A 24,441-nucleotide genomic window follows, 5' to 3' on the forward strand; every position below is an offset into this window, starting at 1 on the left:
CATGAATATTCAAGCTTTGAAAGAACAAGTAGAAACACAAATTACAGATCAACACAGACACATTGCCCGGATCGTTGAGGAAAATCAATCCAAGGTTCTTGATGCCTTTCAAAAACTACGGGTCAGTGATTCCCATTTCAACCCAACAACAGGGTATGGGTACGATGATTTCGGCAGAGATACCCTGGAAGCCTTGTATGCCGAGATTTTCCAAGCGGAGGATGCCCTTGTCCGTCCTCAGCTTATTTCAGGCACCCACGCGATTACGACTGCACTGTTCGGCGTGCTGCGCCCGGGAGATGAGCTTCTCTACATATCCGGGCATCCTTATGACACCCTGACAGAAGTGATCGGTACAGAGGATGGAGAGGATAAAGGCTCCCTTAAAGATTTTGGTGTAACGTATCGGTCCATTCCTCTGGATGATGCGGGTGGTTTTTCCAAAGGGGAAATTAAGGAAGCTGTATCGGAGAAGACAAAGGTTGTCGCAATTCAGCGCTCTAAAGGCTATGACAACAGACCTTCCTTCCCCATTAAGAAGATAGAGGAAATCATTTCGTTTGTTCGCAGCTTGAAAGAGGATGTCATCATTTTTGTGGATAACTGTTATGGCGAATTTGTGGAAACAAAAGAACCGCTCGAGGCAGGAGCGGACCTTATCGCGGGATCGCTGATTAAAAATCCCGGAGGAGGAATCGCCCGCATCGGCGGATATATAGCCGGGAAGAAAGATCTCATTGAATTGTGCAGCTACAGGCTGACAGCTCCGGGGCTCGGTAAGGAAACCGGGGCCAGTTTGAACAGCCTGCAGGAAATGTACCAGGGGATTTTCCTCGCTCCTCACGTCGTAGGAGAAGCACTGAAAGGAGCCGTCTTCACATCCAGATTTTTAAGTGAATTAGGCTTTGATACGAATCCGTCCTTTGATGCTCCGAGAACGGACTTGATCCAATCGGTCAATTTTGAAAATGCAGATCAGATGATCCGCTTCTGCCAGGCCATTCAGCAGGCATCGCCGGTGAACTCCCATGTAACACCACAGCCGAGTGCCATGCCTGGTTACGAGGATGAGGTCATCATGGCTGCGGGGACCTTTATACAGGGCGCGAGCCTGGAGCTCACGGCCGATGGTCCTGTACGCCCGCCGTACACCGCCTATGTACAGGGGGGGCTTACGTATGCTCATGTGAAAACAGCTGTGATGAAAGCGGTGCAGGGTCTTGCCGATGAAGGAATGGTAAAGGTGGATTCCAGAGCCTACTAAAGCCCTTACAAAAATAGCGCGGATATAGTGTGAACATTCCTCACATATGTTGACATCTTCCCTCTGTCACGTATAATAAAAGTATCATCTTTACGGGAGGAGGCACATCGATGAGTGATGAGATTCGTCGTTCTATGCCGTTGTTCCCGATGGGGATTGTTCAATCGTTAACAGACCTTACAGCCAGGCAGATCCGTTATTATGAACAGCACGAGCTGATTCACCCTGCCAGGTCTGAAGGGAACCGCCGGATTTTTTCCTTCAATGATGTCGATCGACTGCTTGAAATCAAGGACCTCATTGACCAGGGAGTGAATATGGCGGGAATCAAAAAAGTTCTTAAGCTTGAAGAACAGCAGGAGAACGAGGCATATGATGGAGACCGTGTGAAGGAAGTTCACAATGAATTGACCGATAAACAACTCCGCCGTATGCTGCAGCAGGAACTTTTCACCGCGGGAAGACAAGGAAAACTAGCCATCAGGCAGGGAGAAATGTCAAGATTCTTCCATTAATGAATTTTTGTTGGAGAGGGGTATTTCTATGGGTTTAACAAGAGAAGAAATATTTAAGAAAATCGATGAGGAAAATGTCAAGTTCATCCGTCTGCAGTTCACGGATATGCTCGGCACGATCAAAAATGTGGAGATTCCACTAAGCCAGCTCGACAAAGCACTGGACGGAAAAATGATGTTTGACGGATCCTCCATTGAAGGATTCGTTCGTATCGAGGAGTCGGATATGTATCTGATACCTGACCTGGATACGTTTGTCGTTTTCCCATGGACATCAGAAAAAGGGAAAGTGGCCCGATTCATCTGTGATATTTACAACCCGGACGAAACTCCTTTCGAAGGATGCCCGCGCTACAACTTGAAGCGCAACATTAAGAAAATGGAGAAACTCGGATTCTCTGCCTTTAATATCGGTACAGAACCTGAATTCTTCTTGTTTAAATTAGATGAAAAAGGCGACCCATCCATGGAGCTGAATGACCGTGGTGGTTATTTTGACCTCGCTCCTACCGATCTTGGGGAAAACTGCCGTCGTGATATTGTGCTGGAACTTGAGGAGATGGGCTTTGAAATTGAAGCCTCCCACCACGAAGTTGCCCCGGGGCAGCATGAAATTGACTTTAAGTATGCAGATGCTGTGAAGCACTGTGATGATATCCAGACGTTCAAGCTTGTTGTCAAAACGATCGCGCGTCAGCACGGTCTGCATGCAACCTTCATGCCAAAGCCTCTGTTTGGTGTGAACGGATCTGGTATGCATGCCAACATGTCCCTCTTTAAGAATGGGAACAATGCGTTCTTTGACGAAAATGGAAAGGAACAGCTTTCCGATGTGGCTTATCAGTTCACCGCCGGTATCATAAAGCACGCGACGAACTTTACAGCGGTTACCAACCCGACTGTAAACTCCTATAAGCGTCTTGTGCCGGGATATGAAGCGCCATGCTACGTAGCATGGTCCGGCCAGAACCGCAGTCCGCTTGTTCGTGTACCGACGTCCCGTGGTATCAGTACACGTATTGAAGTAAGAAGTGTGGATCCGGCTGCCAACCCTTACATGGCAATGGCTGTTCTGCTTGCTGCGGGTCTTGATGGTGTGGAAAATGGGCTTCAGGCTCCAGCACCAGTAGACCGCAACATCTACGTTATGGATAAGAAGGAACGTGAGGCTCACGGTGTCAAAGACCTTCCCGCAACATTATATGATGCATTGGAAGAGCTTCAGGAAGACCCGATCATGGTGGAAGCTCTCGGAGAGCACCTGTTCGAGCATTTCATTGAAGCGAAGGAAATCGAATGGGATATGTTCCGTACCCAGGTTCACCCATGGGAGCGCGAGCAATATCTGCAGACCTATTAAATAAAAAAGATGGAAGGCCCTGACTTACCTAAGTCGGGGCTTTTTATGTTTACCTCAGTATCTGCCATTGGAATTACCACGAAGCCCGGGAGAAAATCTAACATGATTCATCATTTTATAGGAAAGGCCGGCACCAACGTTCTTATCCAAGCATACATTTGGAATAGGATGATAGAAGAATGTCCTAGTAAACCCCTTTTCCGGGAAGGAAGAGTGGAGAGAGGGATGTATATGGCAAGATTAATCAATCCACCAGGAAAATGGAATGGACGTACAGTAGCTTTGGATGATGGACATGGAATGGAAACTCCGGGAAAAAGAACGCCATACATTCAGGAAATAGGCAGACAAATTAAGGAGAACGAATTCAATCGTAAAGTTGTGCAGTATTTATCGAACATTCTTCTGGATCATGGATTCCGCGTGCTTCTCGTAGCACCTACAGATGAAGACACACCATTATCCTACAGGACGAGAGCTGCCAATCAGAACAATGCGGATATTTATGTATCCGTCCACTACAATGCTTTTGATGGGTCCTTTGGAGGGGCAGATCCAAATGGAATCGAACTTTACGTCTACCCCGGATATTTGAACCGGCCCGCCGGACGACTTGCCTCATCACTTGCGAAATACTTACGCCAGGGCACCGATCAAAACTTCAGAGGGATTAAAGAAGCAAACTTCCACGTTTTACGTGAAACGGATATGCCGGCGGTATTAACAGAGAATGGCTATATGGATAACAAGCGGGAAGCTTTATTGATGATTGACGAACGCTTTCAAAAAGAAGTCGCAGAGGAGCACGCCCGGGGAATCTTAGAATACTTTGGAGTTCCGTTTAAGGGCGGAATCGATTATCTTTCTCTTGGAGATACCGGCGCAGAAGTGAAGGAGATGCAGGAGAACTTATTGAAGCTTGGTTATACGATGAATGGTTACGGAGCCGACGGCAGTTTCGGACCTGCCACAGAAGCTGCTGTTAAAGCCTTTCAAAACGATAATAATTTGGAAGTGGACGGTTTTTATGGGCCGAAAACGAAAGCGGCAGTGCAGATAGCTTTAGATAACCTGAACAAAGGAGAAGAGGAAATGGAGAAATTAGCAGTTGTTATAAACTCTTTTGCAGACTTCCCGGCCGTTGAGGCACTGGTCATCCGGAAAAATGCTTTAATCGCGCTCAGAGCTGTGGCGGAAAAACGTCAGGTAGCAGAACAGATCATTGTAGCTGGCGGTGGCACAGACGGGCTCAAAGGGAGTAACTTTATTGATTTGACAGGAAAAACACGTTATGAGACTTCCCAAAACATTAAAAATTATTTAGCTAAGTAAAGCGACTGTAAAACATTCCAGTGTACTTTCCATCCATTCCTGCATATAATAAAGGAAATAGAACAAATGTTCGCGGGAGGGATTACCCATTGGAAACGGTTTTTAAGCAGTCCGTTAAAAACAAGCAGGTCATTGATATCATCTATTTGTCCGAAGGCAGGCATTGGTCGCAGCGTTCTGTTAGAGTGATTCAAAATCAACCTGATGCCATCCTTGCCTACTGCCTGCAAAAGAGGGACGTCCGCACGTTTTTGAAGAAAAATATTTATTCAGCTGATTTTCAACGGCGGGGTAATGGAGCACGTGCGGGAGCTTCATAATTATAAGATAATTATTTTCAACACACGTAAAAACCGGCGGGGACCCTCCCGCCGGTTTTTACGTGTGTTTTAATGAACGGTCCGATATAAGCCGACAACCCGGCCGAGAATGGATACGTCATTTAAGATGATCGGTTCCATCGTGGCATTTTCAGGCTGGAGTCGGATATGATTCTTCTCCTTGAAGAATCGTTTGACAGTAGCCTCTTCCTCTTCGGTCATAGCCACAACTATATCCCCGTTCTGGGCGGTCTGCTGCTGTCTGACAATGACCATGTCCCCGTCAAGAATGCCGGCCTCAATCATACTTTCCCCCTGAACGATAAGGACGAACGTATTATCTTCCGATCCTGCAAGCGTATCCGGGAGGGGAACATATTCTTCAATGTTCTCTACTGCCGTAATCGGTGAACCGGCCGTAACTTTACCGATGACAGGGGCATATGTGGCTTCCCCGCGAGGGATACTGTGGTCTTCTTCCAGCTCAATCACTTCAATAGCCCTTGGTTTCGTCGGATCCCTGCGGATATATCCCTTTTTCTCAAGACGGGATAAATGACCGTGGACGGTGGAACTGGAGGCCAGCCCCACAGACTGACCGATCTCCCTTACAGATGGGGGATACCCTTTTAGTAGAACCTGTTCTTTTATGAAATCTAGTATTTCCTGCTGCCGCTTTGAAAGTTTGCTCATAGATTAGCACCTCGTACATAGGATTATAGTAACCACATTGTACCATGCCATCCTCAAAAATACAAACAAGCGTTCGAAAAAAGTCGTTGACAAGAACATACATTCGTCTATAATGAGAATTAGAAAACGCGAACAGAGGTTCTTAGGAACGTTCGTTCTTAAATGGAGGGTTAATTATGTTTAATAAACTATCAAAACTGGACTACACTTATATCGTTTTGTTTATTGTTAGTTTTGCTATTCTCTATTATTCTATGGTTACAAGCGGATAAACCTTGAAAACCAGTAGAAGCGGGGACATACATCATGAGAGTAATCCTATATTGTCGCGTAAGTACGGAAAAGGAAGCCCAGGTCAGCTCCTTGAAAAGACAGAAGGCAGAACTGTATGCCATGGCCGAACACCATGGAATGGAAGTGGCCGCCTGTATAGAGGAGCAGGCCAGCGGGTATGAGATTGAACGGGAAGGTGTTTTTGAGATGCTTGATGCTTTTTCCAATCATGAAGCAGAGGCTCTGTTGGTTCAGGATGAGACGAGGCTGGGCAGGGGAAACACAAAAATCGCTCTGTTCCATCAATTGAACCGGTTGAAAGTTAAGGTTTATTCCTTAACCCATAACGGGGAACTGCATCTTTCCGAGTCAGACTCCATGGTTCTTCAGATTGTAGGAATCGTGGAGGAGTACCAGAGAAAAATTCATAATATGAAAATCAGGCGGGGCATGCAGAAAGCGGTCTCCGAGGGCTATGATCCATCTTCAAACCTGTCCAATCAGCATCTGGCAGCGGGAAGAGAGAGGAAGGAATTTCCGATCGAAGAGGTTGTCAGACTCAGAGGGAGTGACTTGACGTTTAAGGACATTGCGGCAACACTAAGAGGGCTTGGATATGATGTATCCAAGGCAACGGTTCACCGTCGCTATCAAGAGTACATATCACTTGAAAAAGAAGAATAGGCAGGTTACTATAGGAACATAAGGGAGACAAGAGTCTTAGGGCTGCTTGTCTTTTTCATGTTCTAAAGCTGATCCAGACTATAAAAAAAGGAGAAGGATCTATGTTATCTCAAGAAAAATTGGACCGTATAAACGAATTAGCCAATAAATCCAAGCAGCAGGAATTAACGAAAGAAGAGAAAAGCGAACAGAAGAACCTGCGTCAGGAATATTTGCAGAGTGCCCGTAAATCATTTAAAAACCAGTTGAAAGGTGTTACGGTCATCGATCCTGCCGGGAATGATGTGACTCCTGCGAAACTGCGTCAAATGCAGGAGAACGAAAAGAAAAACTAAATGACTGAACAGATCCGCATCTTCTTTAAAAGGTGCGGTTTTTTTTCGTTTAATTCAGCGGAATCACGGGGAAATTAAGGAAGGGCGGAGGACAAAAGTTTGCACAACGCCTTGTTTCATTATAGGATAATACATGGTACATATACCTGTACAGAAAGGGGATTATTGGAAATGGTAAAAAGTCTTGAACAAACTTCAATTGATACAATTCGAACACTAACGATCGACGCAGTAGAAAAAGCAAGTTCCGGTCACCCGGGTATGCCTATGGGGGCTGCTCCAATGGCTTATAAACTCTGGACGGAATTTATGGATCATAATCCTAAAAATTCAAACTGGTTCGACCGCGACCGTTTCGTCCTCTCCGCAGGACACGGATCTATGCTTCTATACAGCCTTCTGCACCTTTCCGGCTATAACGTGACAATGGATGATCTAAAATCATTCCGCCAGTGGGATTCTAAAACTCCCGGACACCCGGAATATGGACATACAGACGGTGTCGAAGCAACAACCGGTCCTCTGGGACAGGGACTTGCTATGGCAACCGGAATGGCGATGGCGGAAGCCCACCTTGCCGGAAAATACAACCGCGAAGGCTACAACGTCGTGGACCACTATACATTCTCCATCTGCGGCGACGGTGATTTGATGGAAGGGGTTTCCCAGGAATCTGCTTCGCTTGCCGGCCACCTTGGTCTTGGAAAGCTGGTTGTCCTTTATGACTCCAACGATATTTCTCTAGATGGAGATCTTGACCGTTCCTTCAGTGAAAGTGTTGAAAAACGCTATGAAGCGTATGGATGGGAAGTTATCCGTGTTGAGGATGGTACCGACGTGGAAACGATCGGACAAGCGATCCAGCAGGCAAAAGCCAACACATCCCAGCCGACTATGATCGAAGTGAAGACCGTGATCGGCTATGGTTCTCCTAACAAATCCGGTAAATCTGATTCACACGGGGCTCCACTGGGTGAAGAAGAAGGAACAGCTGCCAAACAGTTTTACGGATGGGAACACGAACCATTCCATGTACCTGATGAAGTATACCAGGACTTCCAGGATAAAGTTCAGAAAAATGGTGAAGACAAAGAGCAGTCCTGGAACGAGTTGATGGCTTCCTATAAAGAAGCTTATCCAGAGCTTGCTGAAGAACTGGAAGCCGCTATCCGTGGAGAGCTGCCTGAAGGATGGGATAAGGAACTTCCATCTTACAAAGTCGGCGAAGACAGCCCGGCTACCCGCGCAGCATCCGGTGACGCCATCAATGCATTGTCCAAAGCCGTTCCATATTTCTTTGGTGGAAGTGCGGACCTTGCAGGATCCAACAAAACGGCTGTAAAAGGCGAAGAAGATTTCTCCCGTGAGAATTACGCCGGCCGAAACATCTGGTTTGGTGTACGTGAATTCGCCATGGCTGCAGCGTTGAATGGTATGGGTCTTCACGGCGGATTGAAGGTTTACGCTGGTACATTCTTCGTATTCAGTGATTATCTTCGTCCAGCAGTTCGACTTTCTGCTCTAATGAATCTTCCGGTCAATTACGTGTTCACTCACGATTCTGTTGCTGTTGGTGAAGACGGCCCGACACACGAACCTGTGGAACAGCTCGCTTCTCTAAGAGCTATGCCGAACCTTTCCGTGCTTCGTCCGGCGGATGGGAACGAAACCAACGCAGCTTGGAGACTGGCTCTTGAGTCTGAAGATAAGCCGTCAGCCCTTGTGTTGACTCGTCAGGGACTTCCTACACTGGAAGGAACAGAAGAGCATGCATACGAAGGTATGAAGCGTGGTGCTTACATTCTGAGTGATTCAGATAAAGATGAGCCGGATGCCATTCTTCTTGCTTCTGGTTCAGAGGTTCAGTTGATTGTTAAAGCACAGGAAGAACTTAAGACAAAAGGCTATGATGTCCGCGTCGTGAGTGTACCTTCCTTCGACCGCTTTAATGAGCAGTCCGCTGACTATAAAGAAAAGGTTCTTCCGAACAGCGTGCGCAAGCGCCTGGCTGTTGAAATGGGAGCATCCTTCGGCTGGGAGCGCTATGTAGGCCTTGACGGATCTGTCATCGGTATCGATACATTTGGTGCCTCAGCTCCAGGTAATACAGTCATTGAAAACTACGGCTTTACGGTTGAAAATGTTGTCAAACATGCTGAAAACCTTATGAAGTAAGTGGAGAAGGCTGTTCCTTTAGGGACAGCCTTCCTTATACATATGTGAATCTCATGTGATAAACTTTCATGATAGAAGCATCCAGCCGTTTTATAAGGAACAAGTCTGGGACCTTTTCGAAAATGGCTTGACCTATGGTATAATAAGAGTATGAATGAATGTTGTTTCTTCCAGAGGACGGGAATGGGGTACTATACTCATGTAAGGGGTATCTTCACCGATGGAGTCGTTTATGCAGGCTGCAGAGGTGGAGAGCAGGCCGCGTTTGAAATGGCTATTGTATTCTGATAATCGTTTTACTATACTGTTATGGGAGACAACACGAAGGAGGAAGACGAAGACATGACATTGGGGATCGTTTGGGTTATCATCATTGCTCTATTGACTCTTGTCGGTGGTGTTGCACTAGGCTTCTTCATCGCCAGAAGATATATGATGAACTATTTGAAAAAGAACCCGCCAATCAATGAACAAATGTTACGTACACTGATGATGCAGATGGGGCAGAAGCCTTCTCAGAAGAAGATCAATCAGATGATGCGTTCCATGAACAACCAAATGAAATAATCAATCAAGCCTTCTTTCCCGGGAAAGAAGGCTTTCTCTATGGGGGCGTTCAACAGATGTTCACATCGCCATGCCCTTTTAGAAGATTCATCTGCTAAAATAGACAACGGATCATATCATGAAACAGGAAGGGGAGGTCAATTATGGATGTTAATCTATTCCTTGCCTTTGGAGCAGGCTTTTTATCGTTTATTTCCCCATGTGTCTTTCCTTTATATCCCGCCTTTCTTTCTTACATAACAGGAATGAGTGTGCAGGAGTTAAAAGAGGACAATGGCATGTTGAAGCGGACCAGTTTTATACATACGCTGCTTTTTCTGCTGGGCTTCACAACAATTTTCCTGATCTTAGGTTTTTCGGGGTCGTTCTTTTCCCAGTTTCTTATCCAAAATGAAACGATTATCCGGAGACTGGGAGCCATTCTCATTATTTTCTTCGGGTTTGTCATTATTGGTGTATTCAATTTCGACTTCTTAATGAAAGACCGGAAAATAACGTTTAAAAACAGACCATCCGGGTATTTAGGGACGTTCTTAATCGGCCTTACGTTTTCCCTCGGGTGGACTCCGTGTACCGGACCGATTCTTGCTGCTGTCCTTTCCCTGGCTGCTGATTCACCTGATTTATTTCTCGTAATGATGATCGCCTATTCCCTGGGTTTTTCCATTCCATTTTTTGCGCTTTCCTTTTTCATCGGACGTCTGGGATGGATCAGAAGGCACAGCGCGGGTATTGTAAAAGCAGGTGGGTACATTATGATTACCGTAGGGATTGCCCTGTATTTCAACTGGATGTACATGCTTACGTCCTATTTAGCAGGTCTGTTTGATTTTCAAGGGTTTTAATGCGTGGATTTTACCCGTTTTTTGTATTATCATGAAAGTAGAAAACCACATCACTAAAGGAGAAATCGTATGACCCGGACCAATGACATCATTTTACGAACCACTACAACGCTGATTGCCTTCATTCTGCTTGGTTTTTCAGCCTACTTGTTTTTCGCCGGCCACAATGCGCCGGGAGGAGGCTTTATTGGGGGCCTCATGACATCAGCGGCCATCGTGCTTATGTACATGGCCTATGGCATCAAATCGATGGAGAAGATTCTTCCGATCAATTTCCGGCATATTATTCCTGTCGGGCTGTTGATTGCAGCATTGACGGGTATCGGTGGTCTTTTATTTGACCAGCCGTTTCTGACCCAGACCTTTGCCTATTTCCAGCTTCCTGTCCTGGGTAAAACCGAGCTTGCTACGGCACTGCTGTTTGATCTTGGAGTGTATCTCGCTGTCGTCGGCGTTACGATGACCATTATTCTCACCATTGCGAACGACCGTGGGGAAGAGGAAGGTGTGTAAGCACCTGCGAAATCACGGGCGCTTTCGCTGAAGGTGAAGTGACCGTGATGATCATCAATCCTTGATCCGGACCGGATGGAACAGAAAGAGTGGATTTATATGTTTTGGTTGATTGCAAGTACGGTGGCAGCAGCTTTCATGGCTACGGCGATGATCTTTGTGCGTCTGAGAGCAGCCAGAAAGCCTGCCAGTGTGAAAAAAATTATTCTACCGCCATTCTTTATGAGTACGGGCGCCTTGATGTTTGTTTTTCCGGTTTTTCGTGTCGAGTGGACTCAAGTTCTCGAGGCTGTATCCATCGGAGCGCTTTTTTCAATCTTCCTTATCCGGACCTCGAAGTTTGAAGTCCGGGATGGCGATATTTACTTAAAACCTTCAAAGTCATTCATCATGATTTTGTTCGGCCTTCTTGCTGTAAGGATCATTTTTAAATTGATTGTCGGCCAGCATGTGTCTCTGGGAGAGACGAGCGGCATGTTTTTCCTGCTCGCTTTTGGCATGATTATTACCTGGCGTCTTGCCATGCTGAAACAGTACTTAAGCCTGGAAAAGAAGATGCAGACAGGAAAGGACCCCGCCTGAACAGCGGGGTCCTTTTTTTAATTCTCCAGAAGCGTCTGGTAAGGGGTCATATCGATTTCTTTTTCATTCAGCTTCCTGACCAGAAACTTATGGTCCCTTTTCGGTGTGGCAAGAATGTAGCCTTCAATGAGAATTTCTTCTGTAATTTTTTTCTTGCGGCTGCTCAGGGCAAGTTCACCAATGCGGCCGGCGATTTTCTGACGGGCTACATCCCTGAACAGTTCTGGAACCGGAGATATCAATTCCTCCAAAAGCTCCTTCTGATCCTTCGACCACATATGCCGGGTCTTGTCCACATAGTATTCTTCCCAGTCTATGGTCGATTTTCCATCCTCTTTTGGGAGTCGTTTTAAAAATTTCCGGAACATAAAAAATCCGCCGATGGCCATCAGGCTGACCATAATGATTATCCAGCCGACAATAAAGAGTGCAAAACCACCTGACATATGATCACCCGTTTCATATTCAAATCTTTGTTAATTTTATTATAATTCGAAGTGTAAGCAAACTCAAGTAGAGATGGAATGTTGATTTTTGTATAAAAAACTCCCAATTCAGAAAAATTTGCTGTCATTCATTTTACTTATAAATCGTTTTCATTTACAATTAATAGTGCGGATTTGATACCTGGGTAATACATAAGGGTTCAAATGTACAAATTTGGGGAACAATGATGCCTCTGTAAAGGCCATTGTTTGAATATTGATGAGGGGGTAAAAGGAAAATGGCTAGCAATGCATTTCAAGCTCGCAAACAATTTGACCTAAACGGCCAAACCTATAACTATTACGACCTGAAAGCCTTAGAAGATGCGGGACACGGTAAGATTTCCCGTCTGCCTTTCTCCATCCGTATCCTACTGGAGTCTCTGCTTCGTCAGCACGACGGACGTGTCATCAAAGATGAGCACGTGGAGAGTCTAGCAAACTGGGGAACTGAAAAATCAAAAGGGGAAGATGTACCATTCAAACCTTCCCGTGTTATTCTGCAGGACTTCACCGGCGTACCGGCTGTTGTTGATCTTGCTTCCTTGAGAAAAGCGATGGTGGACATGGGCGGAAGTCCAGACAAAATCAACCCGGAAGTACCGGTGGATCTTGTCATCGACCACTCTGTACAGGTGGATAAATACGGAACACCTGATGCACTGAATGTGAATATGGAGCTGGAGTTCGAACGAAACAAAGAACGTTATGAATTCCTTCACTGGGCCCAGAAAGCTTTTGACAACTACCGTGCTGTTCCACCGGCAACAGGTATTGTCCACCAGGTAAACCTTGAATATATTGCAAACGTCGTTCACGCGCTGGAAGCAGAAGACGGCACGTACGAGGCTTATCCGGATACACTTGTAGGTACAGACTCCCATACGACGATGATCAACGGCCTTGGTGTTCTAGGCTGGGGTGTTGGTGGAATTGAGGCTGAAGCTGGAATGCTCGGTCAGCCGTCCTATTTCCCTGCACCGGAAGTCATCGGTGTTAAGCTGAATGGCAGCTTCCCACAGGGAACAACAGCTACGGACCTTGCGTTGAAAGTGACTCAGGTGCTTCGGGAGCAGAACGTTGTCGGGAAGTTTGTGGAGTTCTTTGGACCAGGACTACAGGAAATGCCATTGGCTGATCGTGCCACGATTTCCAACATGGCACCGGAATATGGAGCTACATGCGGCTTCTTCCCTGTGGATGGAGAGTCTTTGGAGTATCTCCGTCTGACTGGACGAAGCGAAGAGCAGATCAACCTTGTCGAAGAATATTCCAAGCGCAACAACCTCTGGTATGATCCATCTTTCGAAGATCCTGAATTTACGTCATTGGTTGAAATCGATCTCGGGGAGCTGGAGCCGAACTTGTCCGGTCCTAAGCGTCCACAGGATTTGATCCCATTATCCAAGATGAAGGATTCCTTCGAAAAAGCGATCACCGGACCTGCCGGCAACCACGGATTCGGACTTGATAAGTCTGAATTTAAGAAAGAGGCGGAAGTCCAGTTCGAAAACGGCGACAAAACGGTCATGAAAACAGGTGCTCTTGCAATCGCAGCGATTACGTCCTGTACAAACACCTCCAACCCGCACGTCATGCTTGGAGCCGGACTTGTTGCGAAAAAAGCGGTGGAAGCCGGACTGCAGGTTCCTGACTACGTCAAAACTTCTCTGGCGCCCGGATCCAAGGTTGTAACCCGTTATCTTGAAGATTCAGGATTAATGGATTACTTGAACCAGCTTGGCTTCAACCTTGTCGGGTACGGCTGTACGACATGTATCGGGAACTCCGGTCCGCTTCTTCCTGAGATTGAAAAAGCGATTGCTGACAGTGACCTAACCGTGTCCTCTGTTCTTTCCGGTAACCGGAACTTTGAAGGGCGTATCCACCCGCTTGTGAAAGCCAACTACCTGGCTTCTCCACCACTTGTTGTTGCGTATGCACTGGCTGGTACGGTTGATGTCGACCTGAAAAATGAGCCGATCGGTAAAACAGCGGATGGAAAAGATATCTACTTTGACGATATCTGGCCTTCCCAGGAAGAAATTAAAGCGGAAATCGCCCGTGTAGTTACTCCGGAAATTTTCCGTAAAGAATATGAAAGTGTCTTCAATTCCAATGAAAAATGGAATGAAATCCAGACGACAGATGAGCCATTATATGATTGGAACGATGATTCCACATATATCCAGAACCCTCCGTTCTTTGAAGGGCTTTCCAAAGATCCTGAAACAGTAAAACCGCTGAATGGAATGCGCGTTGTTGGTAAGTTCGGTGACTCTGTTACGACGGACCACATTTCACCGGCAGGAGCGATTCCGAAAGATATGCCGGCAGGGGAGTATCTGCAGGATAAAGGAGTCAGCCCGCGTAACTTCAACTCCTATGGTTCCCGCCGTGGTAACCATGAAGTGATGATGCGCGGAACGTTCGCCAACATCCGAATCCGTAACGAGCTTGCGCCGGGTACGGAAGGTGGCTTTACAACTTACTGGCCTACAGAAGAAGTCATGCCGATTTACACGGCAGCTATGAAGTATCAGGAAGATCAAACGCCTCTGATGGTCATTGCCGGTAATGATTATGGTATGGGAAGCTCCCGTGACTGGGCGGCCAAAGGGACCGACCTTCTCGGCATTAAGACGGTAATCGCTGAGAGCTTTGAGCGTATCCACCGTTCCAACCTTGTCATGATGGGAGTTCTTCCACTGCAGTTCAAACCGGAAGATTCTGTAGAATCCCTTGGTCTTACAGGCCGGGAGACGTTCGACGTTGAAGTCGGTGAAGATGTGAAGCCGCGTGACCTTGTTAAAGTGACCGCTGTGGACGAAGAAGGCAATAAGAAAGAATTTGATGTCATTGCCCGTTTTGACAGTGAAGTGGAAGTGGATTACTACCGCCATGGTGGAATCCTTCAAATGGTTCTGCGTAATAAGCTTAAATAATGGGAAAGAGAGGCCGCTCTTTTAGAGCGGTCTTTTTCTTTATTCCAGGCTTTACGGACATAATCTTTTTTTATATTCTTATACATAGAACAAGGACAACCAGAAGCGGGGGAAATCTATGCAGAAATGGATCGCTGGTCTTTTTTTAGCCGGACTTCTCATATTCGGCATCTTTTCTGTGACACAGGAAAAAAGCGCGGAGCAGCAGACATCAGATGAGCCTGGAATCAGCGGCAGTCAGGACGGTACAGGGATGACGGCCCCGAATGCTCCTGAAGGGCTGCAGGTGGGAGATACTGCCCCTGATTTTACGTTGGAAACTCTTGAGGGGGAAAAGGTCAGCCTCTCTGATTTCAAAGGGAAAAAAGTGTTTCTAAATTACTGGGCGACATGGTGTCCGCCGTGCAGGGAAGAAATGCCTGAAATGCAGCGTTTTCAGGAAGCGCACGGAGAGGAAGTCGTTATCCTTGCTGTGAATGGGACAGGTTCTGAAAAAAGTGTCGAGAATGTTGCCGCGTTCGTAAAGGACGGAGGCTACACTTTCCCTGTACTGCTGGACAAGGAATTATCCTTGAATCAGGACTATCAGATCATTTCGATACCGACCACCTATTTCATCGGGACAGACGGCACTATCCAGGAGCCCAGGATCGTAGGGCCCATGACTTATGAGCATATGGAAAAAATGAAAAATGCGCTAAAATAGGAATATTTTTTGTCCAAAGTGGAAATCATACCAGTAAAGGAGAGATTTCCATGAGAAAACATAAACCTGTTTCTTTTGAAGAGCGTGTAAAAGAAAACATAAGGACGATTGAATCTGATCAAAAGCTGATGGATCAGATTGATGATCGTATAGAAAAAAGACATAAGGACCGTTTAAAGCAGATTCCGTCATAAACCGGAATCTGCTTTTCTTTTTTTCCATGTTCATAATTCAGTCCTTTATGGGAAAAGTAAGAGATGACTCCATGAGGATGGGGCGATAGAACGCAGACAGGAGGGTTTTGTATGTCTCATAAACAACAGCATATGGCCAATCAGAAACCAAATCCAGATAACCGTGCCGATAACGTAGACCGTTTGCAGGAGAAAGTACAGAACACGATTGAAAATATCGAAGCTTCTCATGATGCTCTTGCGTATGCTACAGAAGAGGAACAGCATAACATTGAAGACAAGAACAAACGGAGAAACGAGTCTCTCCGTGCGATGAGGCAGGAAATCAAAGAAGAGTCCGCTCATTCCAGACATCAACAATATTAAAAGCTGGCCGCTTCTCCTTAAAGAGAAGCGGTTTTTCATATCCTGTGCATCTTCATCTACATGTTCCGGTGACTATGATAAAATGTAAACCGGTGATAGAAAAGGAAGTGATGTAGATGCTGAATACGTTGAGACAATGGCAAAGTATAGATCAGGCCCCTCCTATTACAGAGGTGGAGGCCCTTCGATATGTGAATGAGGGGACGGAGGATAAGGAACTGAAAGCGGTCCTTTATACAGCCCTTGCTTATCACAGGATGAAAAGACATCCCGGGGAAGACCCACTGGCCGATCAGTTTATTGATGAAGCCCGCCGGCTGGAAGGGTCCCACTCCCTGGTTACCGACCTTTATGAGTCAAAACAGCTGATGAAGGCGTACGCCATACTGAAGGAGACACCTTTGGAGCAGTGGATCCTGCACGAGACGGACCATGACTCTGCAAAAGCTAAAAAAGTAAAATCGATACATGAAGATGTGAAAGAAGTCATCAATCAATGGAATCATGACCTGGCAGAAAAGCCCCTGCTTGATGTTTCCAGTCGTCTTAAGATTTACCAGGATATTTATAACGAGCTGGTCGAGCTGAAGGAGATGCTTGAAGAAGCCATCCATTCCATTGAGAATCGGAGAATCCGTGTACCGGTCAAGGAAGTGAATGAGCGGACGAGGCAGCTTTCTGATAAACAGGATGACATCCACCGGCGGCTGCCGGAGTTTTTAACGGAAACAGCAAGCCGTAATCCGTTGGAAGCCCTGGATCAAATGGTCGGTCTGCAGGATGTGAAAGACTACATCCACCGCTACTATCGCTTCCTGCAGTATCAGCAGGAACGGAAGAACTTCGGCTTTACCATGGTGGATGAACCAGGGTTACATATGATCATTACAGGTAACCCGGGGACAGGGAAAACGACGATGGCCCGACTGCTGGCTAATATTTACCATGAGCTTGGTATTCTTGACACGAAAGAGGTTGTTGAAGTCAATCGTTCGCATTTGGTCGGCTCTTATGTCGGTCAAAGTGAAGAGAACACGATGAACTACGTGAAACAGGCCATCGGTGGTGTATTGTTCATTGACGAAGCCTACAGCCTGCGCAGGGAAGGTCAGACAGGCAATGATTACGGACAAGCCGTCATAGACACCCTGGTGTCTGCCATGACGAGCAAGGAATACGGCGGGAAGTTCGCGGTCATCATGGCTGGATATCCAGAGGAAATGCGTCAGTTCTTATGGTCCAACCCAGGGCTGAGGAGCCGGTTCCCCGAGCAGAATCACATTGAACTCCCGGACTATCAGATGGATGAACTCATGAATATAGCCGAACAGACGGCGCTTGAAAATGATTTCTTTTTTACAGAACAGGCAAGAAAGCAGTTTGACTCCCTGATCGATAAAGAACGGGTCGATGATTCATTCGGGAATGCCAGAACAGTAAAAAACCTTGTGTTAAAAACGGTGTTTCACAAAGGAGCGCAGGAAGCAGAGCGTGATAAACAGCACTGGCTTGACCATATGCGGATTACGACGGAAGACTTATCGTGGGATAAGGACGATAAGCTGGAAGAGCGTTCCCCTATGCAGCGGCTTGATGAATTGATCGGTCTTTCAAGTGTTAAAACCGAAGTCCGGAAGTTGTCATCATTCGTGCAGGCCCAGCAGAAGCGGAAAGAAAAAGGATACCCGGTTGTACCCATTCAGCTTCATTCCGTTTTCTCAGGAAACCCGGGAACAGGGAAGACAACCGTCGCCTCCATCTATGCCGATGTATTGAAAGAATGCGGTCTTCTGAAGAGGGGGCACATGGTTGTCGCCTCCCGATCTGATCTTGTAGCCGGCTATGTGGGCCAGACCGCCATCAAAACAAAACGAAAAATCAGAGAAGCGCTCGGCGGCGTTCTTTTTATCGATGAAGCGTATGCTCTTTACAATGGGGGGCGTGATGATTTCGGAAAAGAAGCCATTGAAACACTTGTGGATGAAATGACAAAGCATAATGAAAACCTCGTTGTCATTTTAGCGGGGTATAAGCAGGAGATGGAGCAGCTGGTTGAAAGTAATCCAGGGCTGTCGTCCCGATTCAAGAAATACTTTCAGTTTCCTGATTATACAGAACAGGAGCTGTTGGATATGACCCATTACCATGCACAGAACTACGGCTACTTTTTCAATGAATGGGCCGAGTCGTACCTGCTCGAAAAATATGCCGGGCACTATATTCGCGGAAACGGACGTTTTGTTAATAATCTAGTAAATGAAGCCGTCCAATACCAGGCCATCCGTATGCTTGAAGATGAGCCTGAGGATATGAATGAGCTTGAACTGCCAGACTTGGAAAAAGCCTGGAGTGCAGTGAGAAGGGAGTCTTAGTGATGAAAATCGTTGAAACACCAATCCAGGTCAGGTATCAGGAAACCGATATGATGGGGGTCGTCTATCATGCCAATTATTTGATTTGGTTTGAAATCGGCCGGACCGCTTTTATCGACGGCCTGGGGTTCAGCTATGCGGAAATTGAAAAAGAAGGAGTCGTTTCACCGGTTATTGACGCACAGGTCAGCTTTAAAAAACCTGTCCGCTACGGAGATGATGTCTGCGTGCGCACATGGGTGGAGTCCTATGACGGTCTCCGGGTATCCTACGGGTATGAAGTGGTGCACGCGGACGGGTCTACAGCCGTGACCGGTGTCACCAAGCACGTAGTTGTAAAAAGCGGCAGTTTCCGCCCGGTGTCTATCCGAAAAAGCTTTCCTGACTGGCATGAAGCCTATCTTTCAGCAATGGAGACGACAGGCTGATGGCGTTCGGTGTAAAAAGGGAAGAGCTGCAGGCGTGGAAACGTCAGGTCCAGAATGGGGAAGTCGCTTTTCTTACACATTTCTGGATCGATGATCGTTTTCCAGGCTGTGATACCGTGACAAAAGCCGGATGCAGTGATCTGGATGTTTTAAAGGAATGGGGAAGCTGCTACGACCTTCACCCAGGATGGATCCATCTCGACCCTTATCCTCATTTTGATTTGTTCGGAGATAAACAGTATGAGATTTTAAAAGCGGAAGGCAGATGGGATCATATTGAGCGTTTCGCGCTCAGGAGAAAAGAGACATAAATAAAGACGCCTCCAAGGGCGTCTTTATTTTTTATATTCGAAGGAAGGTTCTTCCCATTTTGTATCATATTGAACTTCCAGGGAATGGTCATCAAAATACCAGGCATCATCTGATTCTATAAAGAAGTGAATCCGTCCTGTTTTTGTTTCGGCGACCGGTTCAGTAGGTTCCTCCAATTTAATTGCGAGGGAAAATCCAGGCTGAAGGCCCCCGGTCCCACCGTACCTGACGTAAAAACGGAGATGGGCCTGTTCATCAATATCGAGTTCATTTACGTACCATTCGGCAGCTTCTTCGGTTACAGTTAAATTCATATCTCAGCTCAACTCCTGTCATTAAAAATCATCTATATCCTGCTATATCCGTAAAGCGGAGAGGATAAACGTTCCGTCTCCGCTTTACTTGTCTGCGTGTTCTTTTTTCAGCGGTACAGGGTCGAATCCACCTGGATGGAAAGGGTGGCATTTTAAAATCCGCCGGACTGTCAGCCATGTTCCTTTAAAAAAGCCAAAGCGGCTGTAAGCCTCGAGTCCGTATGAGGAGCAGGTAGGCTGAAAACGGCAGCTCGGTGGAAAAAAGGGGCTGATTCCCTTTTGATAAAAACGGATAATGCCGATCATGACCTGTTTCATCGTTCTTCCTGTGTACGCTCCAGCTTCTTGTCGTAGCTCAAGGAAGCCACTGCGTCGTGAAGGTGAATCGATTCCTCATTCCGGCACTGAACTTCAAAGGATTCCACAAACGGATATTCATACAGATCGGCGGCTACAAGTCGGACGATATCCTCGACAAATCGAGGATTCTCATAGGCCTGCTCCGTGACCATTTTCTCATCCGGACGTTTAAGCACCGGGTGGATTCTGGCACTCGCATTGCTTTCAGCGGCTTCCAGAAGGGCAGCTTTCCAATCGATCTCCTGTTCATTGAAGTCGTCTGTCAGTTTGACCGTCATCGTCACATTCCCGCGCTGATTGTGCGCACTGTACTCACTGATTTCCTTCGAACATGGGCACAGCGTCGTAATTTTCCCAGTCAGGGATACAGTAACATCATGACCGGTTTCCTGATCGTACTCCACCCGGATAGTGGCATCGGCATGATTCATTCCTGTCAGGTCGGAATAAGGACCTTTTCTCTCAAAGAACCATGGGAAGGTGACTTCCACTTCAGCGTCCGTCTGTTTCAGACGTCCGGCCAGCTCTTCGGTGAACTGCTTCAATGTTTCAATATCTATCGCAAAACCTTCGTTGTGATATTTATCAAGCTGTTCAGTGAACCGGCTCATATTCGTTCCTTTACTGCCTTTAGCAATCGAGGAACCAAAGGAAAAGGTACCGATAGTCGTTTGAATCTGCGGGGTCATGCTGCTTGGAATACGGATCGGATGCTTCACGTTGGAAATACCGACCATATCAATATCGAATAGAAAATCTTTTCTTGAATTTTGAAGATCAGCCATCTGATCTTTTTCAACGGGTTTCGTGCGTGGACCTGGATCGACAGACCCGAATAATTTATGTCTTTCTTCTTTAGTAGGCAGCTGTTTCGTTTGATTTAGTTCGGTTTTATTCATAGCAAGGACTCCTTTCAGGCCTTCTTTCTATGTCAAAGTATACCTTATGTATTTCTTTAATGACAATGGAATGCTTATGGAAATGTGCCGTCTATTTAGGATGCTTCAATTAAAGAAAGCCTATCCTTGGAGGACAGGCTTTCGTGTTACATCCACGTGATTTTAGGTTCTGTCTTATTGATGATTCTTTTAATATTAGAGCGGTGCCGGTAGATGACAAAAATCGTAAAGACAGATATAACCATCGTCAATCCATACTCCTGCAGAAGAATGGAAGCTGCTATCCCGACAAGGCCGCACACCATCGAGGAAAGGGATACATATTTGGTTATATATAATAGGATGAAAAACGATAACACAAGTACAAGAAACACCAGAGGGTTTACTCCGAGGATCACGCCTCCGGACGTAGCGACGGCCTTCCCTCCCTTGAACCCGGCAAATACGGGATACATATGACCGATCACGGCAAAAATACCTATAATAAGCGGGATGACTTCTGCTCCAAGAAAAAATGGAAGAGCGGCTGCCAGCGTCCCTTTTAAAATATCGGCAATGGTAACGATCAAGCCGGCTTTCACTCCGAGAACGCGGAACGTATTCGTCCCACCGAGATTTCCGCTTCCATGTTCTCTGATATCTGTGCCATAACCCACTTTTCCAACGATTAGTCCTGATGGAATGGAGCCGAGGAGATAGGCGGTAAGGGAATAGAGTAGATATTCCAATAAGTTCAACTCCTTCATTACTTTCTTTTATTTTATCATGACGACGTTGGAGAAAGAACGGAAAATTCTATCAGCTTCTCTTCCTTCCAGGAACCTCTATGTATGTGACGAAAAGCTGCAATTCAAACGCCGCAACATCTTATTATACCAATCAGAAAAGTTGTGACAAGGCTTTTCCACTGGTTTTGTGAGGGAAGGTTGAATAATTGCAATAGGTTTCAAGCTGTGTGAAAGTGGGTAAATAGTACGGTCTTTAGTTTATGAAGGAGGAAATGCATGATAACTTTTACAGATGTGTCCAAAACGTACCCGGATGGGACGGCGGCTTTAAATAATATAAATCTCGAGGTGAAAGAAGGAGAACTGCTCACTTTGATTGGTCCGAGTGGATGTGGAAAGACGACGACGATGAAAATGATCAACCGGCTTATTCATCCAACCGATGGAACGATTACGATACATAATAAGGACATTAAAGAATACAACGTTCATGAACTGCGTTGGAACATCGGCTATGTTCTTCAGGAAATCGCCCTCTTTCCACACATGACGATTGAGGAGAACATCGCTATTGTACCTGAAATGAAGAAATGGAAGAAAAAAGATGTATCCGCACGAATTGATGAGTTGATGCAGATGGTCGGTCTTGACCCTGAGAAACACCGGAAACGTAAACCGAGTGAGCTTTCAGGCGGACAGCAGCAGCGTGTAGGGGTAATTAGAGCATTGGCAGCGGATCCGGACATTATTCTCATGGACGAACCGTTCAGTGCCCTTGATCCAATCAGCCGGGAGCAGCTACAAAAGGATATCCGGAACCTTCAGCAGGAAATTAAAAAGACCATTGTGTTCGTTACGCACGATATGGATGAAGCCCTGGCCCTGGGAGACCGCGTCTGCCTGATGAAAGAAGGCGGGATTGTCCAGGTGGATACACCGCAGAACTTCCTTCTACACCCGGCGGATGATTTTGTCCGTGATTTCATCGGGGGCAGAAAATCACCATGGCTGACAGCGGTGGATGTTATTATGGACCAGTCTGGAAGCAGGATTTTCCCTTATCACGATTTCCGACAGGGCCTGATCCCGGACAACGGCGCCTATGTTCTCACCTCTGAAAAAGGAGTGTATCAGACGGGCGTCACAGACGGCAGGGAAGTCATGCTGCCGGTCCTGACGAACGGAACGGTTCTCCGCGAAGCCGTCTCTGAATTCGAGAAAGGCTCTCACCGGATTCTTCCTGTGATAAAGGGAGACCAGCTTGTCGGAACCCTTTCTTATAAAGATATCGTTCATTACTTAAAAGAGAAGTCTGATGAGGAACAGGGGGCTGTTCAACTGTGAATGGATTTATTCAGGTTTTTGCAGAACGACAGGACGTACTGTGGGAGAAAGTGTGGGAGCACCTGCAGATCTCTATTATTGCCCTTGTGATCGCAACATTAATTTCTGTACCGCTCGGCTTGCTGTTAACGAGGAAACTGAATATTGCTGAACCTGTAATCGGGGTGACAGCTGTTCTTCAGACCATTCCAAGCCTGGCCGTCCTCGCATTTTTAATTCCATTTTTCGGAATCGGTGAAACGCCCGCCATCATAGCTTTGGCAGCGTATGGACTGCTTCCCATTCTCAGAAATACGTACACAGGAATAAAAGAAGTGGACCCGGCGTTAAAAGAAGCGGCTACCGGGATGGGAATGAGTTCTTTCAGACGGTTATCCCGTGTCGAACTGCCGCTGGCGATGCCGGTCATCATGGCAGGTATCCGGACATCGATGGTGCTGATTGTCGGTACTACGACCATCGCTGCTCTGATTGGGGCTGGAGGTCTTGGTGATTTGATCCTTCTCGGCCTCGACCGTGGCGGCGACGCCAATTTAATTCTGCTGGGAGCTATTCCAGCTGCCCTTCTTGCGATCGTGCTGGATTTAATTCTGCGTTTGTTTGAACGCACTTCTGCAAAGTCAGGATTCCGTTCCCTCGTCAGCCTGCTGGTCATTGCAGCTCTTATCGCCGTTGGGCCGCTGTTGTTCAGCAGCAAATCGCAGAATGATCTTGTGCTGGGGGCTAAACTCGGGTCCGAACCGGCCATTTTAATCAACATGTACAAACTTCTCATCGAAGAGGAAACCGATCTTCAGGTTGGATTAAAACCGAACCTTGGGAAAACAGACCTTGTTTTCAGCGCCCTTGAGGAGGGGAGCATTGACATTTATCCTGAATTCACCGGAACAGCCATCGTTTCCCTTATGGGAGAGCAGGCTCAAAGTAACAAGGAACAGGAAGTCTACCAGCAGGCAGCCCAGGGAATGAGTGAACAATATGACATGGCCTACCTGGAGCCGATGCAGTTCAATAATACGTATGCCGTCGCAACGACGGAAGAGCTTGCCGGGCAGTATGGACTGGAAAGCATCGGGGACTTAAAACAGGTGGAAGATCAGATAACAGCCGGTTTCACCCTCGAATTCAATGACCGCCAGGACGGCTATCAGGGAATGAAGGAAGTGTATTCTCTTGATCTCGGGGAAGTAAGAACGATGGATCCAGGCCTCCGCCAGGGAGCGATCTCCAATGGCGAAGTAGACATCATTGATGCCTATGCAACAGCAGGGTATATGGTGGACTTGAACCTCAAAGTGCTGGAAGATCCGGAAAATCTGTTTCCTCCTTACCAGGGTGCCCCGCTGATGAGACAGGAAACGCTTGATCAGTATCCGGAAATCGAAGATGCGTTAAATCAACTGGGTGGTAAGATTACCGGAGATCAAATGCGGGAAATGAATTATGAAGTAGATTTTGAAAACCGTTCACCAGAAACGGTGGCCCGTGAATATCTCGTTGAAGAAGGGCTTATCGAAGAATAGGAGGAAT

27 protein-coding genes are annotated in these 24,441 nt (G+C 46.6%); 21 read left to right on the forward strand and 6 right to left on the reverse strand.

Annotated elements, in window-relative coordinates:
- Position 1: 1 nt before the first annotated feature.
- The 5 genes from QMA39_RS03840 (at position 2) to QMA39_RS03860 (ending at position 4,791) form a co-directional block, all read left to right on the forward strand.
- Positions 2–1,264: a methionine gamma-lyase family protein gene (locus tag QMA39_RS03840; RefSeq protein WP_281658026.1), complete on the forward strand. Its 1,263-nt coding sequence runs from the start codon at positions 2–4 to the stop codon at positions 1,262–1,264.
- Positions 1,265–1,374: 110 nt separating this feature from the next.
- Positions 1,375–1,779: a MerR family transcriptional regulator gene (locus QMA39_RS03845; protein ID WP_206932689.1), complete on the forward strand. Its 405-nt coding sequence runs from the start codon at positions 1,375–1,377 to the stop codon at positions 1,777–1,779.
- Between the two features lie 28 nt (positions 1,780–1,807).
- Positions 1,808–3,139, forward strand: a complete 1,332-nt coding sequence (glnA, locus tag QMA39_RS03850) for a type I glutamate--ammonia ligase (protein ID WP_281658027.1) — start codon at positions 1,808–1,810, stop codon at positions 3,137–3,139.
- Positions 3,140–3,370: 231 nt separating this feature from the next.
- Positions 3,371–4,471 carry an N-acetylmuramoyl-L-alanine amidase gene (locus QMA39_RS03855; protein WP_281658028.1) on the forward strand — a complete coding sequence of 367 codons (1,101 nt, stop codon included), beginning with the start codon at positions 3,371–3,373 and terminating at the stop codon, positions 4,469–4,471.
- Between the two features lie 89 nt (positions 4,472–4,560).
- Positions 4,561–4,791, forward strand: coding sequence for a hypothetical protein (locus QMA39_RS03860; RefSeq protein ID WP_281658029.1), 231 nt, complete (start codon positions 4,561–4,563; stop codon positions 4,789–4,791).
- 69 nt (positions 4,792–4,860) lie between these two features.
- Here the strand turns inward: QMA39_RS03860 and lexA are convergent, their stop codons facing one another.
- Positions 4,861–5,484, reverse strand: a complete 624-nt coding sequence (gene lexA, locus QMA39_RS03865; RefSeq protein WP_027954294.1) for a transcriptional repressor LexA — start codon at positions 5,482–5,484, stop codon at positions 4,861–4,863.
- A 306-nt stretch (positions 5,485–5,790) separates the two neighbouring features.
- On the opposite strand from lexA, the gene QMA39_RS03870 reads away from it, so the two are divergent.
- The 7 genes from QMA39_RS03870 to QMA39_RS03900 all read left to right on the forward strand — a co-directional run bounded on the left by QMA39_RS03870 (position 5,791) and on the right by QMA39_RS03900 (position 11,458).
- The gene (locus QMA39_RS03870; protein ID WP_027954295.1) at positions 5,791–6,441 is read left to right on the forward strand and encodes a recombinase family protein; all 651 of its coding nucleotides are present in this window, start codon (positions 5,791–5,793) and stop codon (positions 6,439–6,441) included.
- A 101-nt stretch (positions 6,442–6,542) separates the two neighbouring features.
- Positions 6,543–6,776, forward strand: a complete 234-nt coding sequence (locus QMA39_RS03875; protein WP_027954296.1) for a DUF896 domain-containing protein — start codon at positions 6,543–6,545, stop codon at positions 6,774–6,776.
- A 171-nt stretch (positions 6,777–6,947) separates the two neighbouring features.
- A complete protein-coding gene (gene tkt, locus QMA39_RS03880; protein ID WP_206932691.1) occupies positions 6,948–8,951 on the forward strand; it encodes a transketolase in 2,004 nt (667 codons plus the stop codon).
- 348 nt (positions 8,952–9,299) lie between these two features.
- Entirely contained in the window at positions 9,300–9,518 is a 219-nt protein-coding gene (locus QMA39_RS03885; RefSeq protein WP_181471720.1) for a YneF family protein, read from the forward strand.
- Between the two features lie 140 nt (positions 9,519–9,658).
- On the forward strand, positions 9,659–10,363 hold the full coding sequence (locus QMA39_RS03890) for a cytochrome c biogenesis protein CcdA (RefSeq protein ID WP_281658373.1): 705 nt from the start codon (positions 9,659–9,661) through the stop codon (positions 10,361–10,363).
- Between the two features lie 69 nt (positions 10,364–10,432).
- Positions 10,433–10,876 carry a Na(+)/H(+) antiporter subunit B gene (locus QMA39_RS03895; protein WP_027954299.1) on the forward strand — a complete coding sequence of 148 codons (444 nt, stop codon included), beginning with the start codon at positions 10,433–10,435 and terminating at the stop codon, positions 10,874–10,876.
- A 99-nt stretch (positions 10,877–10,975) separates the two neighbouring features.
- The gene (locus QMA39_RS03900) at positions 10,976–11,458 is read left to right on the forward strand and encodes a cytochrome c biogenesis protein CcdC (RefSeq protein WP_206933016.1); all 483 of its coding nucleotides are present in this window, start codon (positions 10,976–10,978) and stop codon (positions 11,456–11,458) included.
- A gap of 17 nt (positions 11,459–11,475) precedes the next feature.
- On the opposite strand, the gene QMA39_RS03905 is transcribed toward QMA39_RS03900, so the two are convergent.
- A complete protein-coding gene (locus QMA39_RS03905; RefSeq protein WP_027954301.1) occupies positions 11,476–11,904 on the reverse strand; it encodes a DUF2621 domain-containing protein in 429 nt (142 codons plus the stop codon).
- 278 nt (positions 11,905–12,182) lie between these two features.
- Between QMA39_RS03905 and acnA the strand changes: the two genes are divergently transcribed.
- From acnA to QMA39_RS03940, 7 genes are all read left to right on the forward strand, one after another.
- Complete coding sequence (acnA, locus tag QMA39_RS03910; RefSeq protein WP_281658030.1) at positions 12,183–14,888, forward strand: aconitate hydratase AcnA; 2,706 nt, start codon at positions 12,183–12,185, stop codon at positions 14,886–14,888.
- 118 nt (positions 14,889–15,006) lie between these two features.
- Entirely contained in the window at positions 15,007–15,594 is a 588-nt protein-coding gene (locus tag QMA39_RS03915; RefSeq protein WP_281658031.1) for a TlpA disulfide reductase family protein, read from the forward strand.
- A gap of 50 nt (positions 15,595–15,644) precedes the next feature.
- Positions 15,645–15,788, forward strand: coding sequence for an FbpB family small basic protein (locus QMA39_RS03920; RefSeq protein WP_084163013.1), 144 nt, complete (start codon positions 15,645–15,647; stop codon positions 15,786–15,788).
- 132 nt (positions 15,789–15,920) lie between these two features.
- Positions 15,921–16,154, forward strand: a complete 234-nt coding sequence (tlp, locus tag QMA39_RS03925; protein WP_027954304.1) for a small acid-soluble spore protein Tlp — start codon at positions 15,921–15,923, stop codon at positions 16,152–16,154.
- Positions 16,155–16,270: 116 nt separating this feature from the next.
- The gene (locus QMA39_RS03930; RefSeq protein ID WP_027954305.1) at positions 16,271–18,526 is read left to right on the forward strand and encodes an AAA family ATPase; all 2,256 of its coding nucleotides are present in this window, start codon (positions 16,271–16,273) and stop codon (positions 18,524–18,526) included.
- A 2-nt stretch (positions 18,527–18,528) separates the two neighbouring features.
- Complete coding sequence (locus tag QMA39_RS03935; protein ID WP_027954306.1) at positions 18,529–18,954, forward strand: thioesterase family protein; 426 nt, start codon at positions 18,529–18,531, stop codon at positions 18,952–18,954.
- Positions 18,954–19,265, forward strand: coding sequence for a hypothetical protein (locus QMA39_RS03940; RefSeq protein ID WP_206932701.1), 312 nt, complete (start codon positions 18,954–18,956; stop codon positions 19,263–19,265). Before QMA39_RS03935 ends, QMA39_RS03940 begins: the two co-directional genes overlap by 1 nt.
- 24 nt (positions 19,266–19,289) lie before the next feature.
- Here QMA39_RS03940 and QMA39_RS03945 read toward each other — a convergent pair whose 3' ends face one another.
- The 4 genes from QMA39_RS03945 to plsY all read right to left on the reverse strand — a co-directional run bounded on the left by QMA39_RS03945 (position 19,290) and on the right by plsY (position 21,567).
- Positions 19,290–19,580 (reverse strand): HesB/YadR/YfhF family protein, encoded by a 291-nt coding sequence (locus QMA39_RS03945; protein WP_027954308.1) that lies wholly within the window; start codon positions 19,578–19,580, stop codon positions 19,290–19,292.
- A gap of 84 nt (positions 19,581–19,664) precedes the next feature.
- Positions 19,665–19,898: a membrane protein insertion efficiency factor YidD gene (yidD, locus tag QMA39_RS03950; protein ID WP_206932702.1), complete on the reverse strand. Its 234-nt coding sequence runs from the start codon at positions 19,896–19,898 to the stop codon at positions 19,665–19,667.
- Positions 19,895–20,839, reverse strand: a complete 945-nt coding sequence (gene folE2, locus QMA39_RS03955; protein WP_027954310.1) for a GTP cyclohydrolase FolE2 — start codon at positions 20,837–20,839, stop codon at positions 19,895–19,897. Before folE2 ends, yidD begins: the two co-directional genes overlap by 4 nt.
- Positions 20,840–20,985: 146 nt before the next feature.
- Entirely contained in the window at positions 20,986–21,567 is a 582-nt protein-coding gene (gene plsY / locus QMA39_RS03960) for a glycerol-3-phosphate 1-O-acyltransferase PlsY (RefSeq protein WP_027954311.1), read from the reverse strand.
- Positions 21,568–21,843: 276 nt separating this feature from the next.
- On the opposite strand from plsY, the gene QMA39_RS03965 reads away from it, so the two are divergent.
- Together QMA39_RS03965 and QMA39_RS03970 are read left to right on the forward strand one after the other, a co-directional pair.
- Complete coding sequence (locus QMA39_RS03965; protein ID WP_027954312.1) at positions 21,844–22,911, forward strand: ABC transporter ATP-binding protein; 1,068 nt, start codon at positions 21,844–21,846, stop codon at positions 22,909–22,911.
- Positions 22,908–24,434 carry an ABC transporter permease/substrate-binding protein gene (locus QMA39_RS03970; RefSeq protein WP_281658032.1) on the forward strand — a complete coding sequence of 509 codons (1,527 nt, stop codon included), beginning with the start codon at positions 22,908–22,910 and terminating at the stop codon, positions 24,432–24,434. Before QMA39_RS03965 ends, QMA39_RS03970 begins: the two co-directional genes overlap by 4 nt.
- Positions 24,435–24,441 lie beyond the last annotated feature (7 nt).

The organism is Halobacillus sp. Cin3, from assembly GCF_947311855.1.
GTDB lineage: Bacteria > Bacillota > Bacilli > Bacillales > Halobacillaceae > Halobacillus > Halobacillus kuroshimensis.